18 protein-coding genes are annotated in these 14,338 nt (G+C 67.4%); 4 read left to right on the forward strand and 14 right to left on the reverse strand.

What is annotated here, in order from left to right:
• Positions 1-165: 165 nt before the first annotated feature.
• The 5 genes from AC3WLC_RS27260 to tolQ form a co-directional block, all read right to left on the reverse strand.
• Positions 166-825 carry a DUF2939 domain-containing protein gene (locus AC3WLC_RS27260; RefSeq protein ID WP_493687021.1) on the reverse strand — a complete coding sequence of 220 codons (660 nt, stop codon included), beginning with the start codon at positions 823-825 and terminating at the stop codon, positions 166-168.
• 125 nt (positions 826-950) lie between these two features.
• Positions 951-2,312 (reverse strand): Tol-Pal system beta propeller repeat protein TolB, encoded by a 1,362-nt coding sequence (gene tolB, locus AC3WLC_RS27265; RefSeq protein ID WP_493687022.1) that lies wholly within the window; start codon positions 2,310-2,312, stop codon positions 951-953.
• Positions 2,313-2,317: 5 nt separating this feature from the next.
• The gene (gene tolA / locus AC3WLC_RS27270; RefSeq protein WP_493687023.1) at positions 2,318-3,439 is read right to left on the reverse strand and encodes a cell envelope integrity protein TolA; all 1,122 of its coding nucleotides are present in this window, start codon (positions 3,437-3,439) and stop codon (positions 2,318-2,320) included.
• A 46-nt stretch (positions 3,440-3,485) separates the two neighbouring features.
• A complete protein-coding gene (gene tolR, locus AC3WLC_RS27275) occupies positions 3,486-3,935 on the reverse strand; it encodes a protein TolR (RefSeq protein WP_152012241.1) in 450 nt (149 codons plus the stop codon).
• A gap of 11 nt (positions 3,936-3,946) precedes the next feature.
• A complete protein-coding gene (tolQ, locus tag AC3WLC_RS27280) occupies positions 3,947-4,660 on the reverse strand; it encodes a protein TolQ (RefSeq protein WP_291674194.1) in 714 nt (237 codons plus the stop codon).
• Between the two features lie 339 nt (positions 4,661-4,999).
• Between tolQ and AC3WLC_RS27285 the strand changes: the two genes are divergently transcribed.
• The gene (locus AC3WLC_RS27285) at positions 5,000-5,722 is read left to right on the forward strand and encodes a hypothetical protein (protein ID WP_493687024.1); all 723 of its coding nucleotides are present in this window, start codon (positions 5,000-5,002) and stop codon (positions 5,720-5,722) included.
• A 17-nt stretch (positions 5,723-5,739) separates the two neighbouring features.
• Here the strand turns inward: AC3WLC_RS27285 and AC3WLC_RS27290 are convergent, their stop codons facing one another.
• The 3 genes from AC3WLC_RS27290 to ybgC form a co-directional block, all read right to left on the reverse strand.
• Positions 5,740-6,192, reverse strand: a complete 453-nt coding sequence (locus AC3WLC_RS27290) for a DUF2852 domain-containing protein (protein ID WP_493687026.1) — start codon at positions 6,190-6,192, stop codon at positions 5,740-5,742.
• Positions 6,193-6,408: 216 nt separating this feature from the next.
• Positions 6,409-7,056: a TetR/AcrR family transcriptional regulator gene (locus tag AC3WLC_RS27295; protein ID WP_493687027.1), complete on the reverse strand. Its 648-nt coding sequence runs from the start codon at positions 7,054-7,056 to the stop codon at positions 6,409-6,411.
• Between the two features lie 58 nt (positions 7,057-7,114).
• Positions 7,115-7,522, reverse strand: a complete 408-nt coding sequence (gene ybgC / locus AC3WLC_RS27300) for a tol-pal system-associated acyl-CoA thioesterase (RefSeq protein ID WP_493687159.1) — start codon at positions 7,520-7,522, stop codon at positions 7,115-7,117.
• Between the two features lie 106 nt (positions 7,523-7,628).
• Between ybgC and AC3WLC_RS27305 the strand changes: the two genes are divergently transcribed.
• On the forward strand, positions 7,629-8,138 hold the full coding sequence (locus tag AC3WLC_RS27305; protein ID WP_493687029.1) for a hypothetical protein: 510 nt from the start codon (positions 7,629-7,631) through the stop codon (positions 8,136-8,138).
• 32 nt (positions 8,139-8,170) lie between these two features.
• Here AC3WLC_RS27305 and AC3WLC_RS27310 read toward each other — a convergent pair whose 3' ends face one another.
• Positions 8,171-8,698, reverse strand: a complete 528-nt coding sequence (locus tag AC3WLC_RS27310; protein WP_493687030.1) for a DUF3828 domain-containing protein — start codon at positions 8,696-8,698, stop codon at positions 8,171-8,173.
• Entirely contained in the window at positions 8,698-9,723 is a 1,026-nt protein-coding gene (ruvB, locus tag AC3WLC_RS27315) for a Holliday junction branch migration DNA helicase RuvB (protein ID WP_493687031.1), read from the reverse strand. Before ruvB ends, AC3WLC_RS27310 begins: the two co-directional genes overlap by 1 nt.
• A gap of 170 nt (positions 9,724-9,893) precedes the next feature.
• On the opposite strand from ruvB, the gene AC3WLC_RS27320 reads away from it, so the two are divergent.
• Positions 9,894-10,625 carry a hypothetical protein gene (locus tag AC3WLC_RS27320; protein ID WP_493687032.1) on the forward strand — a complete coding sequence of 244 codons (732 nt, stop codon included), beginning with the start codon at positions 9,894-9,896 and terminating at the stop codon, positions 10,623-10,625.
• A 36-nt stretch (positions 10,626-10,661) separates the two neighbouring features.
• Here AC3WLC_RS27320 and AC3WLC_RS27325 read toward each other — a convergent pair whose 3' ends face one another.
• Both AC3WLC_RS27325 and ruvA read right to left on the reverse strand, forming a co-directional pair.
• Positions 10,662-11,150: a GNAT family N-acetyltransferase gene (locus tag AC3WLC_RS27325; protein WP_493687033.1), complete on the reverse strand. Its 489-nt coding sequence runs from the start codon at positions 11,148-11,150 to the stop codon at positions 10,662-10,664.
• Complete coding sequence (ruvA, locus tag AC3WLC_RS27330) at positions 11,147-11,764, reverse strand: Holliday junction branch migration protein RuvA (protein ID WP_493687034.1); 618 nt, start codon at positions 11,762-11,764, stop codon at positions 11,147-11,149. The genes AC3WLC_RS27325 and ruvA overlap by 4 nt, the downstream gene beginning before the upstream one ends.
• A 91-nt stretch (positions 11,765-11,855) precedes the next feature.
• Between ruvA and AC3WLC_RS27335 the strand changes: the two genes are divergently transcribed.
• Positions 11,856-13,067: an NAD(P)/FAD-dependent oxidoreductase gene (locus AC3WLC_RS27335; protein ID WP_493687035.1), complete on the forward strand. Its 1,212-nt coding sequence runs from the start codon at positions 11,856-11,858 to the stop codon at positions 13,065-13,067.
• Here AC3WLC_RS27335 and ruvC read toward each other — a convergent pair.
• Both ruvC and AC3WLC_RS27345 read right to left on the reverse strand, forming a co-directional pair.
• Positions 13,049-13,567 (reverse strand): crossover junction endodeoxyribonuclease RuvC, encoded by a 519-nt coding sequence (gene ruvC, locus AC3WLC_RS27340; RefSeq protein WP_493687036.1) that lies wholly within the window; start codon positions 13,565-13,567, stop codon positions 13,049-13,051. The genes AC3WLC_RS27335 and ruvC overlap by 19 nt on opposite strands.
• Before the next feature lie 104 nt (positions 13,568-13,671).
• Positions 13,672-14,199: a hypothetical protein gene (locus tag AC3WLC_RS27345; RefSeq protein ID WP_493687037.1), complete on the reverse strand. Its 528-nt coding sequence runs from the start codon at positions 14,197-14,199 to the stop codon at positions 13,672-13,674.
• Between the last annotated feature and the right edge of the window lie 139 nt (positions 14,200-14,338).

Consider the following 14,338-nt stretch of genomic DNA (forward strand, 5'->3'; position numbering starts at 1 on the left):
GAATTTCGGACGCGGAGCGCGCCGGGCGGCGTCACGCGGTCCACCATCAATGAAGTGTCAACCTAAACGAGACCTTGCCAAAACAAGGCGAAGTGGCGGCATTGCGGCTTATGGTTAACCAAATATGGCCGGAAACCGACGGTTCGATGATGTTGCATTCCTGCATCAGGCGCCGCGGTCGGTTCGAGCCCTCAATTCGTCGGCGAGCTTGTCGAGCGCCGTCTGCGGCAGCTCGACCGCGCGAAGTACCCAGCGCAACCCCGCCAGCCCGAAGCGGAGGCGATAGCGGTCCGCGCTCGCCTGGTCTCGGGCCGGAAGCTCGACAGCGAAACTGGCCGGGCCATCGAAACCGGAATTGGCGAACAAGGTCCAAGCACCCTGGATATCCATGCTCGGCAATGCCACGCCGCGACCGAGCGGGCTGCCGGGCTGAGCTGCGGAGCCGCGGGCGCTGATCAGGGTCGCGATCGACTGCGGCGTCAGATGCTCGGCGATGATGGCTTCGACATAGCCGGTCGCGACGCTTCCGACCACCTGACGCGCCAGCGGATCGAGCGCGCGGGTTTGAGGTTGGCGCGCCAGATAGGTCCTGACGATCTGCCGAGCGAAGGAGGCGCGCAACGCCGGCAGGTCGGTCCGCGCGAGGATCTCCTCGCTCGCCCCCGCATTGGCCGCGAGCGCGAAGCGAGTCGCGCTCAGATAGGGCGACAGCCAATAGCCGATCAGGATGGCGACGGCTGCGCCGAGCCCGATGCGCAGCCCCCAGCGCGAGCGCCTGCCCTCGACCCCGGCATCAGTCTCGTCGTCGATGGTCGGCTGCACCACGCGCAAGGCTCCCTTCGGACCCGAGGCGGCCCGCAGCCATCGACGCTAGGGACGCAAAGCGTCGCAGGCGTGGCGCCGTTCGTGCCCTCGCGGAGTCGTGAGCGTGCCCGGGAAAGGCCCGGCCGTCAGCGCGCCGAGGTGAGCAGCGGCGACCAGGTTGGATCGGAGGCGAAGGACGGCGTCGGCACCGGCACTTCGACCCGGCCGGTGATGTCGACCATGTACAGTTTCCCGCCGGACTGCCCGCCGGGATCGCGGAAGAACATGATGTACTGGCCGTTCGGGGCCCAGTTCGGTGCCTCGTTGTGGAAACTCTCGGTCAGGATGCGCTCGCCCGAGCCGTCCGGCTTCATCACGCCGATCCCGAAGGTGCCGCCGCCCTGGCGGGTGAAGGCGATGAGGTCGCCGCGCGGCGACCACGACGGCTGCGAATAGGAGCCCTGGCCGAAGGAGATGCGCTTGCCCTCGCCGCCGCCGGCGCCCATCACATAGAGCTGCTGCGAGCCGCCGCGATCGCTCTCGAAGACGATCTGCGATCCGTCGGGCGCATAGGAGGGCGAGGTGTCGATCGCCGCGGTCGAGGTCAGCCGCTGCGTCGTGCGCGAGCCGATGTCGATCGCGTAGAGATTGGCGTTGCCGCCCTGCTGCAGGCTGAGCGCGATGCGCGCGCCGTTCGGCGAGAAGCGCGGGCTCGTGGTCATGTCAGGGAAATTGCCAACGACCTGGCGCTGGCCAGTCTCGATGTTGAGCACATGCACGCGCGGCTGCTCGCCGGTGCGCTGCGCCATATAGGTCACTTCCTGCGCCACCGGCGAATAGCGCGGCGTCACCACCGAGGTCTCGCCGCCGGTCAGGTAGCGCACATTGGCGCCGTCCTGGTCCATGATGGCGAGGCGCTTGCGGCGCGCCTCCTTCGAGCCGGATTCGTCGACGAAGACGACGCGGGTGTCGAAGAAGCCGCCAACGCCGGTGATCTTGGTGAAGATCGCATCGGAGATGATGTGGCCGACGCGGCGCGAATTGTTCGGGTCGGTGAAGTATTGCTGGCCGTCGATCTGCTGGCCGGCAACGACGTCCCAGAGCCGGAACTCGGCCCGCAGCCGCCCGCCGTCGCGCGAGACCCGGCCGATCACCAGCGCCTGCACCCCGGCCGCCTTCCAGGCTTCGAACTGCGGCGCCGCGTCGAAGGGCGGGTTCTTCTCGGGATGGCGCGCCTTCTCGATCGGCACGAAATAGCCGCAGCGCTTCAGGTTGTTGGCGATGATGCCAGAGACCAGCCCGCCGCCCTCGCCGGCGAAATCGGCGACCGCGATCGGCATCGGCTGGAAGGTGCCCTTGCGCAGGTCGATCACCAGCTCGGCCCGGGCCGACGTGGTGAGCAGAGCGGGCAACGCCAGGCCCGCACCGGCGAGCGCAAGCGCGTGCCGGCGGGTCTGCCCGGCAGCCAGATCGGCCGGGCGAAGGATGGAATGATCAATGCGGTCCATGGCGGTCACAACACGTCCCTGGCGTCGAAATTCACGATGACGTCGCGCCAATCGTCGTAATAGGCGGCAAATTGCGCGGGAATGCGCAGCGGCGAGCAACGGCGCGTCGCTGTCAGCGCCGAATCCGCCGCAACCCGGAAGAGCGGGTCCGGCGAGGAATTGGTCACGCTCGCCTGGCCGATCAACGAACCGTCGGTGTTGAGCTTCATCCTGACCTGCGGCACCACCGGCTTCGACGCGCTCTGCAGCGCGATCGGCACGTTCCAGCACTTCTGCAGCTGCTCCTGGATGATGCCCATCAGCTGCGTGCGCAGCGACGGCGAGAGCTTCTGCGCAGAGCCGGTCTGCGTGCCGAGCGAGGCGGTGCGGTTGACCTGCGGCGCAGCTGATCCCGAGGACTGCGCCTGCTCCTTCGACTGCAGCAGCTTGGCGATGTCGTTCGGGTTGAAGTTCTTGGCGATCTCGGCCTCGCGCTTGGCCTTGGCTTCCGCCTCGCGCTTCGCCTTGGCCTCGGCCGCGATCTTGGCCTTCTGTTCGGCCTCCGCCTTCGCCTTGGCTTCCGCCACGGCCTTCTCCTTGGCGGCCTTGGCCGCTTCGGCGCGCGCCTGCGCCTCCGCTTCGGCCTTCGCCTTGGCGGCGGCCTTTGCCTCCTGCTCGGCCTGCTTGGCCTTGCGCTCGAGCTCGGCCTCCTCGGCGAGCTTGGCCTGTTCCTCGCGGCGCTCCTGCTCCTCGCGGGCGGCCGCCTGCTCGGACTTCTGCGGCTGCTTCACCGGCTCGGCCGGCGGCGTGGGCTTGGGCAGGTTGGGTCGCGCCGGCGGCAGCGGTGCTGCGGCATTGTCGTCGGCGACCTTGAGCTCGGCCGGTCGCGAGGGCGGCGCCGGGGTATCCTGCTTGGCCTCGCCCGCTTCCTTGCGCTCGACGATCTCGGACTGGCGCTCGGCCCGCTGCTGCGGCTGCTCCTGCACCTTCTCGGCCTGGCGCTCGCCGCGGGTGACCTGGTTCAGTGCGGAAGGGTCGATCACCTCGACGGCGATCGCCTCCTGGTGCTCGGGCAGCGGCGTCGCACCGGCAAAGGCCAGCAGCCCCGCGACCAGCACGGTCGCGTGGCCCAGGGCGGAAACCGCCAAGCCCGGCTCTGAGCGCGAAACCATCAACGCGACGGCACCTTCTCGTTCAATGCGAATTCGGCTCGGTGACCAGCGCCACGCGCTTGAAACCGGCGCTGGTGATGGTCGCCATCACCGAGGCGACGCGGCCGTAGTCGACCTGCTTGTGACCGCGCACATAGATCCGGTCCTCGAAACCCTGCTTGGCGAGGCCCTGCAGCTTCTGCACCAGATCGGGCTCGAGCGTCGGCTGGTCCTGCAGGAAGATCTGGCCCTTCTCGTCGATGGCGATGGTGATCGGCTTCTGATCGACATTGATCGGCTTGGCGCCGGTCTGCGGCAGGTCGATCGGCACGCCGGTCGCGATCAGCGGCGCGGCGACCATGAAGATGATCAGCAGCACCAGCATGACGTCGATGAACGGCGTCATGTTGATCTCGGCGATGGCTCCGTGGCGGCGCGGACGGCGCCCGCGACGTCCCCCGGCCTTTCCGCCGGCTGCGGCTGACATACCCATCGTCTAAGCCCTCACGCAGCCAGGCGTTCGTCGATCTGCCGCGACAGGATCGCGGAGAATTCGTCGGCGAAGGCTTCGAGCCGGTTCTGCGCCTTGGCGACCTCGGCCTGCAGCTTGTTGTAGGCCATCAGCGCGGGAATCGCGGCGAACAGGCCGATCGCCGTGGCGAACAGCGCCTCTGCGATGCCGGGGGCGACGACGGCGAGCGAGGAATTCTTCGAGACCGCGATCGCGGTGAACGAGGTCATGATGCCCCAGACCGTGCCGAACAGGCCGATGAACGGCGCCGACGAGGCGATGGTCGAGAGCACCAGCAGCTTCGATTCGAGCCGTTCCGCCTCGCGCTGGATGGTGACGTCGAGCACCTTGTCGATGCGGGCCGACAGGCTGGCGACCGAACGACCGCCATTCTCGAAGGAACGCTTCCATTCGCGCATCGCCGCGACGAAGACGGCAGCCATGTCGTTGACCGGGCGGTTGGCAAGGTCGCGATAGAGCTCTTCGAGCGAGCGGCCGGACCAGAATACCTCCTCGAACGCATCCATGTCCTGGCGCGTGCGGCGATAGAGCAAGGTCTTGTCGATGATGATCGACCAGCACCAGATCGACGCGGCCAGCAGGCCCATCATCACCAGCTTGACGACGATATGAGCGTGCCAGAACAGCGTCCAGAACGACATGTCGACCTGCGGCGCGGCCTGCGCGATCTCCACGGCGGGGTTCATCCTGTCACCTTTCTCTCTAGAGCCCATAACGATCAGGCCGTTGCGGCCCCATCGAATCCGGCTCTGGCCGACGCGAAACCGAGTACGGCCCCGCGCAGCCTGTTCTTCGCGTCGCGAGGTTCGCGCCGCCGCCCGTTTCTGCGCTCCGGGGATATGCCATTGACACCAATTGCCGCTGAATTCGGCGAAAGATGGGCCAAACGGCGATGTTCCCGTGCGCCAAAGGCCTTGTGTCCCGTTAAGTCAGCGTCAAGGTTAAGGCCTTGCATGGTTAATATCGCGTTATGACGGCCATGCGGCCGTCGGCGGGCGACCTAGCGGCGACCGAGGGTTGGGGCGATGCGGTTTGGCGAATGGCTGGCGGGCCAAGTCCGGAGCTATGCCCGGAGCTACGTCTGGAATCGCACGACCCTGAGCGCGATCCTGATCGTATCGCCGGCCATCCTCTCCTCGATCGCGACCTTCGCCCTGTCGAACTCGCTTGACCGGCGCAGCGCCCGCTTCACCGAGGAACGTGATGCGATCACCCGCGACCTCGGCGCGCTGGACGGCCATGTGAAAAGCTTCGAGACCTTGCAGCTCGGCCGCGGCGCCCTGCTCCTGGTGCTGAACGGCTCGCAAGCCGACATGCAGTACAAATACCTGCTCGACCGGCTGTTCCGGCTGAACGCCAAGCAGGCGGTGCGCCGCATAGCGGCGATCGTCCACCCGCAGGACTGGCAGAACCGGATGGCGCCCTATGACGCCCTCGTCGATCAGGACTATAGCGACGCCAGGACGGTCCAGAGCATCCAGGCGATGGAGAATGCGATGGTGCTGGAGGCGGGCGAACGGCTGACGGCGCTCCAGTTGCGTCACAATATCGTCACGGGGCGCATCGCCAAGATCGACAGCCTGAAGGCGCAGATCACCGCGGTGCTGGCTTCGCTGACCTCCGCTCTCACCATCGTGATCTTCTTCGTGACCACCAACGGGAAGAAGCCGGCCCCGCCTCCCGCGGCACCGGTTGAAAAACGCCAACGGCCCGCCTCCGTGAGGAAGCGGGCCGCCGACGGTCGATAGCTCCTAAAAAGGGGCGATCAGGCGCTTTCGACAGTATCGGTGCCGGTGCTCGGACGGCGGGTGTTCATGAACTCGTCGAACTCGGCCTTGTCCTTGGCCATGCGCAGCCGGCCGAGGAAGTCGTGGAACTCGCGCTGCTCGTCCTCGAGACGGCGCAGCGTCTCGTCGCGATACTCGTCGAAGGCGCGGTTGCCGCTCGAAGACGGGCCACGGCCCCAGCCGCCGAAGCCGCCACGGCTGCCCCACTGCTGGGCCCCGCTCATGCGTTCGCGCAGGCGCTCCATCTTGTCCTGCAGGCGATTCATCCGGTGCTCGTAGCGAGCCGGTCCGCAACCATGTCCCATGCGTCCACTCCAGAAAAGAAAGGCCAGGGTCGCCAGACCCAGCGGCCAGAAGATGATGAAGCCGAGCACCGCGAAGGCGATCCAGGCTCCCTTTCCATATTCGTCCAGCTTCGCGACGATCGGCATCGATCCCTCTCGAACTCGAAGGGCAGCGGCGGATGCCGCTGCCGGCCAACCTCCCGATCGGCTCCATCTTGGAGAGAGGGACGGATTCGCCGATCAGCCTGTCCAGGTTGATCGGATCCGGCCCTCGCCGACCGTGTGAATGTAAATCACATTCACATATCTGGACGCAACTGCCAAGGCTTTCAAGACAGCCGGATCAAAAAATTCGAAAGGAGGTCAGCCCGCCTGCTCGGGCGGCAGGCCCAGGCCCTTGAGATAGATCAGCATTCCCGCTTCCAGCAGGTCGGACGCTGACATCGGCAACGGCCGGCGGCCGGCATCGGCACGGCCGAACAGGGCGGCGACGCCGTGCGACATCGCCCAGATATGCAGCGCCATCATCAGCGCCGGCGGGCGCTTGCCCTGCGGCAGCGCCGCGATCAGCGTCTCCGCCGCCTGGCGCAGTTGCTGGAAGGAGCGATCGGCGGCGGCGCGCAGTTCGGGGCTGGCATCGAGCGGCACCCCCGCTTCGAACATCGCCGAATAGAAGGCCGGCTGGTCATGGGCGAAGGCGAGATAGGCCCGGCCGAGCCGGTGAAACGCCGTCTCCGGATCGGGCCTGCCATTGTCCCAGGCCGTGGCGAGGGCCGTCTCGAAGGCGGCGAAGCCATGAACCGCGACATCGGCCAGCAGCTCGTCACGGTCGCGGTAGTGCCGGTAGGGCGCCGCCGGGCTGACGCCAGCCATGCGCGCGGCCTCGGCGAAGGTGAAGCCGTTGGGCCCCTTCTCACCGATCAGGCCGAGGGCGGCGCGGACCAGCGCCTCCTTGAGATTGCCGTGGTGGTAGCCCCGCGGCTGCTCGGGCTCGTTGCGTTTCCAGCTCATGTTACGGGCCCTAACATGGCGATCCGCCAGCGTCGATGCCAGCGGGCGGCGAGCGCGATCAGATGATTTCCAGGCCGAGGCGATGCCGCAGCACGTCCGGGATGCGCCTGGCCTTGCCGCCGCCGACGCAGGCGACCTTGACCTGCGCCGTGACCAGCACCTCCTCGCCGCGCAGGATGCGCTGGTCGAGCTCCATGGTGGCGCCGCGCGCCAGGGTCGGCCTGGTCTCGATCGTGAGCAGATCGTCCATCACCGCCGGCCTGACGAAATCGATCAGCATGCGCCTGACCGCGAAGCCGAGCGCCGCATCGCCGTCGAAGAGCTCGCGCTGCTCGATGCCGAGGTCGCGGATCAGCTCGGTGCGGCCGCGCTCCATGAAGCGCAGATAGGAGGCGTGGTAGACGACGCCGGAGAAGTCGGTGTCCTCGTAATAGACGCGGACGGAGATCTGATGCGGGCTGGCCATGCCGGTGGGCTTATAGGCGAGCCGCACGGCGCGCAAATGACCGTAGGAACAAAAGCGCCACACCGGCATAGTCCCTGACGGGGGCGCGATCTCAAGGAGACAGCTCATGTCACTCTCGGCCAAGGCGCTCGAACGACTTCTCGACCAGTCGGAGTTCGACCTCGTGGCGCGCACGCGGCGCGGCAAGCTCTCGGGCGAAAACGACGAGAACCTGCGCGATCTCGCCCGCATCCTGCGCGAGAAGCGCGATCGGGCCCGCGGCATCGCCCGGCAGCAGCGCCGTGAATTCCGCGGCAAGGCGGCACCGCAAGGCACGCGGCCGGCCTCGGACAATCGAGGCACCAAGGCTAAGGCGGACGCGCTCACGGTGGCGCTCAAGCGCGTCGGGGCCGAGCAGACCCGGCGGACCGAAAAGCTGCACGCTCCGAGCCAGCGCAGCCTTGCCCGCAAGGCATTGGCGCTGAAGCAGCGCGAGCGGGCCCTGCAGCGCCCGGCGAGCCGCACCGCGGGCGAAGGCATGCGCCCGGTCACGAACCGGAAGGCGGCCAAGTCCGGTGCGCTCAAGGATGCCGGCGCTCGCCCCGCCATGATGCGCGCCAAGATCGCCCGTCAATAGATAGGTGCCGTGACCGGGCGCCCTGCGAGACGTCAGCGCTTGCAGGGCTTGCCCATGAACGAGCCGCAGTCATAGGGCTGCGACAGCGCGGTGCGGATCGAATAATCCTTGCCCTCGAACTGGTCGACGATGTCGTCGATGCGCCAGCCGTCGTTCTCCCGGATCATCTTGAACTGCACCGTCACCGGCTTGCCGAAGCTGCGGAAGCTGGCAACGACCGTCGCCTTGCCGGCCGCGACGGGAATCGTGTCGAGGCTCAGCTTCTTGATCTCGCCGTCCTGGCCGTTGAGGAACGGGTCGGCGTCGATCTGGCCCATATCGCCGCTCTCCTCCTGATAGAGATCGTCGCGAGCAAAGAGCGCGGCCAGTTCCCGGCTCATCAGGCGGTCACGATGCGGCGGACGCCAGGCCGGCTTGCCCTTACCGGCGAGCGTCTTGATCGTGATCGCATAGGCATCGGCGACCGGGCCGCGCGGCACGCCGTCATCGGCCCGGGCCGGTATGGCCGATGCGGCGACGAGCCCGATGAGCCCCAGCGCCGGAGCAAGAGCCTTGCGCATCACGCCTCCTCCCCGTCGTCCCCGAATAGGCCGAATTGCGCGCCTTCCCGGCTCGGCTCGGGCATGCCGAGATGCCGGAAGGCGTGCGGGGTCAAAAGGCGGCCGCGCGGCGTGCGCTGGATGAAGCCCTGCTGCAGCAGGAAAGGCTCGATGATCTCCTCGATCGCGTCGCGCGGCTCGGAGAGCGAGGCGGCAATGGTCTCGATGCCGACCGGCCCGCCGCCGAAATTGATCGCGACCGTCGTCAGGTAGCGGCGGTCCATCTGGTCGAGGCCGATCGCGTCGACATCGAGCAGGCCGAGCGCCTTGTCGGCGACCTTGCGGGTGACGATCGCGTCGCCATCGACGATGGCGAAATCGCGCACGCGCCGCAGCAGGCGCCCGGCGATGCGCGGCGTCCCGCGCGAGCGGCGTGCGATCTCGTTGGCGCCGTCATCCGACATCGGCACGCCGAGCACCCGCGCCCCGCGCGCGACGATGCCCTGCAATTCCTCGACCGTGTAGAACTGCAGGCGGATCGGGATGCCGAAGCGGTCGCGCAACGGCGTCGTCAGCAGGCCGGCGCGGGTGGTGGCGCCGACCAAAGTGAACTTCGGCAGGTCGATCTTGACCGAACGCGCCGCCGGCCCCTCGCCGATGATCAGGTCGAGCTGGTAGTCCTCCATCGCCGGATAGAGGATCTCCTCCACCGCCGGGTTGAGGCGATGGATCTCGTCGATGAAGAGCACGTCGCGCTCTTCGAGATTGGTCAGTTGCGCCGCGAGGTCTCCGGCCTTGGCGATCACCGGTCCGGAGGTTGAGCGGAAACTGACGCCGAGCTCGCGGGCTACGATCTGCGCCAGCGTGGTCTTGCCGAGGCCGGGCGGGCCGACGAACAGGACGTGGTCGAGCGCGTCGCCACGACTTTTGGCGGCATTGATAAAAACTTGAAGATTGGCGCGCGCCGCCGCCTGCCCGGTGAAATCGGCGAGCGAAAGCGGCCGCAGCGAGGCCTCGCTGTCGTCCTCGCGCTTGTCGGCCGACATCAGCCCAGGTCGCGACGTGCTCATGGCCAGCGGCGTAGCGGATTCGAGCGGCGCTGACGATGCAATTCTTGAAGGCTCCCTCGTCCGCGAATTCGGATCAGATGCGAGCAAACCGGCCGGGCAGCACAGAAGGATTACGCTTTCCCACTTTGACGAGCCCGGAGGACATCATGGCCGATTGGGAATCCAAGATTTTCCAGAACATGTACAAGGCAGCCAGTTTCCTGCTCGGCGTCGGCCTGCACAAGCTCGCGGGAGCACCGGGCACGCTCGCCATCATCACCGGCAAGGTCACGGAAAGCACAGCCATACCAGCGGGCTTGATGGTCGGGCTGCGCATTCCCTCCCTGGTGCTCAACATGCACTCCGTGCACGCCCTAGCACTGTTCCAGGCGCTACGCGCCGAAGGCCGCTACAGCGAAAAGCGCGAGCAGATGCGCGGTATCCAGGCCGGGATGGACACACTGCAGAAGGTGATCAAGGACGCGACCGGGATGACCGGCTCAGCGCCAGAGACCCTGCCGGACGCTCCCGCCGGCATCCTGTTCGACAAGGTTCGCTACCCCGCCTATCTGCGCGAGGTCGAGGAGGTGAGCGCCAACGTCAAGGCCTATGTCGCCGTGCTGGACGCCGTGCTCGACGACATCGAGCAATGCCTGGTGCAGTGGAACAAGTTCCTGATGGCGACCCGCAAGGCCCTCAAGGAAGACAAGCCGCGCAACATCTTCGAGCAGCTCGGCTATTACTCGCTGCAACGCGAGAAGGATTGGGCCTGGTATCGCGACGAGACCGGCTTCTCGAGCTCCTGCAACGATCTGCTCCGGCATCGCGAGGGCTGGGCCAAGCTTCTGAACCTGCCGAGCTGGGGCGCCCTGACCAGGCTGACCTTCGCCAACGACTGATGCTCCGGCACGCCGAACCTTGGGGGAGGCGATCGCCTACAGTTCGATCTCCAGCTCCAGCGCGTCATGCACCGGGATGTCCTGGTAGCCGGTCTTGATGATCGTCGGAACCATTGCGCGATAGGCGTCGATCGCCTCGATATAGAGGCCGGAGAAGCGGAAGTCGTGCTTCTGGTAGAACACCAGCGCCGGCATATTGTCATTGGTCAGCATCGCCCGGAGCTTGCGCGCGCCGGCCGCCTTGGCCGCCGCCTTGACCGCCTCCAGCATGCGCGAGGCCGCGCCCTCCCCTTCCTTCAGGGAGTGCAGCGCGCACAGCACCGCGATATCGCCGTCGCGGGCCCAGCTCGCCACCGCCAGCAATTCGCTCTCGGCGGTGAACATACCGATCAAAGGCAGCTCGGCGCAGTCATAGAGCTTCGAGCCGATCATCATGCGATGCGAGCCCCAGTGCCGCATCATCAGCGCGAGAAAGGCCGACTTGTCGGCGATCTCCCGGAAGATCACCGTCGGTCCCTTGCTCATTTCGCCAACTCCTTGAGACCGAGCCGGATCAGCTGGGCCGTGCCGGCGCCCTCCCCGGCTTCGCGCGAGGCGGCCGCGACCGCTGCGACTGCCTGCGCCTGCGGGTAGCCGAGATTGGTCAGCGCCGAGACGGCGTCCGCCACCGGCTGCGGCAGCCGCTTGTCCTCGAGCGCGCCGGAAAGCTGGGCCAGCGCCGGGTCGACATGGCCGAAGGCCGGCGCCTTGTCCTTGAGCTCGGCGCAGATGCGCTGGGCGAGCTTGGGGCCGACGCCGGGCGCGCGCGCCACCGCCGCCTTGTCGTTGCTGGCGATCGCGGTCGCGAGCGCACCGGGCTCGAGCGTCGAGAGAATGGCGAGCGCGACCTTGGCGCCGACGCCCTGCACCATCTGCATCAGCCGGAACCAGTCGCGCTCGTTGTCCGACATGAAGCCGTAGAGCCGGATCGCGTCCTCGCGGACATGGGTCTCGATCGACAGGGCCGCCGCCTCGCCGACCTTGGGCAAGCGCTGCAGCGTGCGCGAGGAGCATTGCACGACATAGCCGACGCCCTGCACGTCGACGATGACATGGTCCTCGCCATACGAATCGATGAGGCCCTTGAGCTTTCCGATCATGCCTCCTGTTAGCATGGCGGCAGCCCGCCGCCAGACCGGATCAATCAGGGCAGCCGCGCGTTCTCCACCGACGAGTTGGGGGAGCATCAAAGTGCTGACGAAACAACGAGACCTGCGGACCGGGCGCTCGGTCTGGCAAGGCGAGCGGCCACCGCGCTTTCCCAAGCTGGGCATCACCGAGGATACCGAGAGCGACGTCGTGATCATCGGCGCCGGCATCTCCGGCGCGATGCAGGCCGACATGCTGAGCGAAGCAGGCTTCAGCGTCCTGGTCGTCGACCGCCGCGGTCCCGTGCGCGGCTCGACGCCGGCGAGCACCGCCCTGCTGCAGTTCGAGGTCGACCAGCCCCTGATCAAATTGACACAGCAGATCGGCGAGGAAGCGGCCATCCGCGCCTGGCGCCGCTCCCGCCTCGCCGTCGACGGCCTCGGGGCACGGATCAGGGCGCTGTCGATCGCGCCCGTCATCCGCCGCGACTCGCTCTACCTGGCCGGCGACGTGCTGGATGCCCAAGGGCTCGGTCGCGAGCATGAGGCGCGCCGCCGCGCCGGGCTGGAAACGGCGCTGCTCGATGCAGCCACGCTGAAGGCACGCTTCGGCATCGGCCGCGATGCGGCGCTGCTGGGTTACGACAACATCGAGGCCGATCCGGTCGTGCTCGCGACCGGCTTCCTGCGCGCCGCGATCTCCCGCGGCGCCCGTCTTGCCTGGCCCGTGGAGATCGTCGACCTCGACGCCAAGCCACGCTCGGTCAGCCTGCGCACCAAGGACGGCCACCACATCCGTTGCCGCCACCTCATCTTCTGCACCGGCTACGAATTGCCCTTCGGCGCGATGCCGAAAGGTCATGGCGTGCTCTCGACCTGGGCCCTTGCCACCGCGCCGCAGAAAGGCAGCCTCTGGCCGCGGTGCTGCTTCATCTGGGAGGCGTCCGATCCCTATCTCTATCTGCGCACGACCCGAGACGGCCGCGTCATCTGCGGCGGCGAGGACGAGGATTTCGTCGACGAGGACAAGCGCGACGCCTTGATCGAACGCAAAACGACAGCGATCCAGCGCAAGCTCGGCCAACTCCTGCCTCAGCTCTCGACTGAGGTCGACTATGCCTGGACCGGCACCTTCGGCGCCTCGATCACCGGGCTGCCGACCATCGGCCCGATGCCGGACCTCAGGAATTGCTGGGCGGTGATGGGCTTCGGCGGCAACGGCATCACCTATAGCCGCGTCGGCGCCGAGATCGTCCGCGCCGGCCTTACCGGCAAGGGCGACCCGGACGCCGAGCTCTACGCCTTCCGCAGCTGATACTGCGCCAGCAGCGCCCGGGCGCCACGGTGCTGGGCATGGCAGATCGCCACGGCGAGCGCGTCCGCGGCGTCGGCGCTGCGCGTCTCGGCCTTGGGCAGCAGCACGCGGATCATCGCCTGCACCTGCTTCTTGTCGGCATGGCCGACGCCGACCACCGTCTTCTTCACCAGATTGGCGGCGTATTCGGCAACGTCGAGCCCGGCCAGCGCCGGCACGACCAAGGCGATGCCGCGGGCCTGGCCGAGCTTCAGCGCCGATTGCGGATCGCGGTTGACGAAGGTCTCCTCGACGGCGACCTCCTGCGGCTGATGCCGCGCGATCACGTCGGCGATGCCCTCGTGCAGTTGCCGCAGGCGATCGGCCAGTGCCTGCTTCTCGTCGCTCTCGACCACGCCGCAGGCGATGAAGGAGAGCTTGGTGCCCTCGCTGACGACGATGCCCCAGCCGGTCTTCCTGAGACCGGGATCGAGGCCGAGAATGCGAATCGGATCGGACATGCGCGAACGCTATGCCCGATCAGGCCCCTGCGCATCCAGCCGGTTCGTGCAGGGTCGGAGCGACACCCCGACCCTGCTGTCGCGACGCGGATGGATGAAGGCGCTCAAGCGCCCTTCAGCCGGGTGTTGCACTGGCTGTAGTAGCCGCCGCCCTTCTGGATCCACTTCAGCTCGCCATTGCCGCCATTGGCCTTGTTGGCGTCGTACTGGTCATTGCAGGTCTTGAAGCGCTGCTTGCCGGCCGAGAGCGTCGAATACTTCGGATCGACCTTGCTCGGGAACACGACATTGCCGGCCGCGACGGGCTTGGCGGCGGCAGGAGCGCTGGCCGCGGGCTTGGCCGCAGCCGCGGGTGCCGCAGCAACCGGCTTGGCGGGAGCTGTCGCCGTCGGCGCGGCAGTCGCGGCGGGCGTCGCCGCGGCGGGTGCGGCTGCGTCGCCGCATTGCGCCTTGCGGAAATCGTTCCAGGACTGCCCGCCGAGCGTGTTGCTGGTCTTGGCCGCGTTATACTTGGTGCTGCACTCCTTCATCGACAGCGCGAGCGCCGGCGACGATGTCTGCAGCATGAAACCGCCGCTGAGCGCGAGAAGGCCGGCGGCAAGCGCGAATCTGGTGCGTGTCATGAGCGTCATCCCCCTATGGGGCCGGGTGGGCGCTGCGTCGGCCTGGCGGGCCATTCCGGAAGGTCACGCGGCAAAAGGACGCTAGGACCGCCAAGATGAACGCGAGATGATGGGCTCCATTAAAGTTTCGTAAGGTACCGGCCCAACC

The sequence above is a fragment of the Allobosea sp. GW821-FHT03A12 genome (assembly GCF_058986765.1).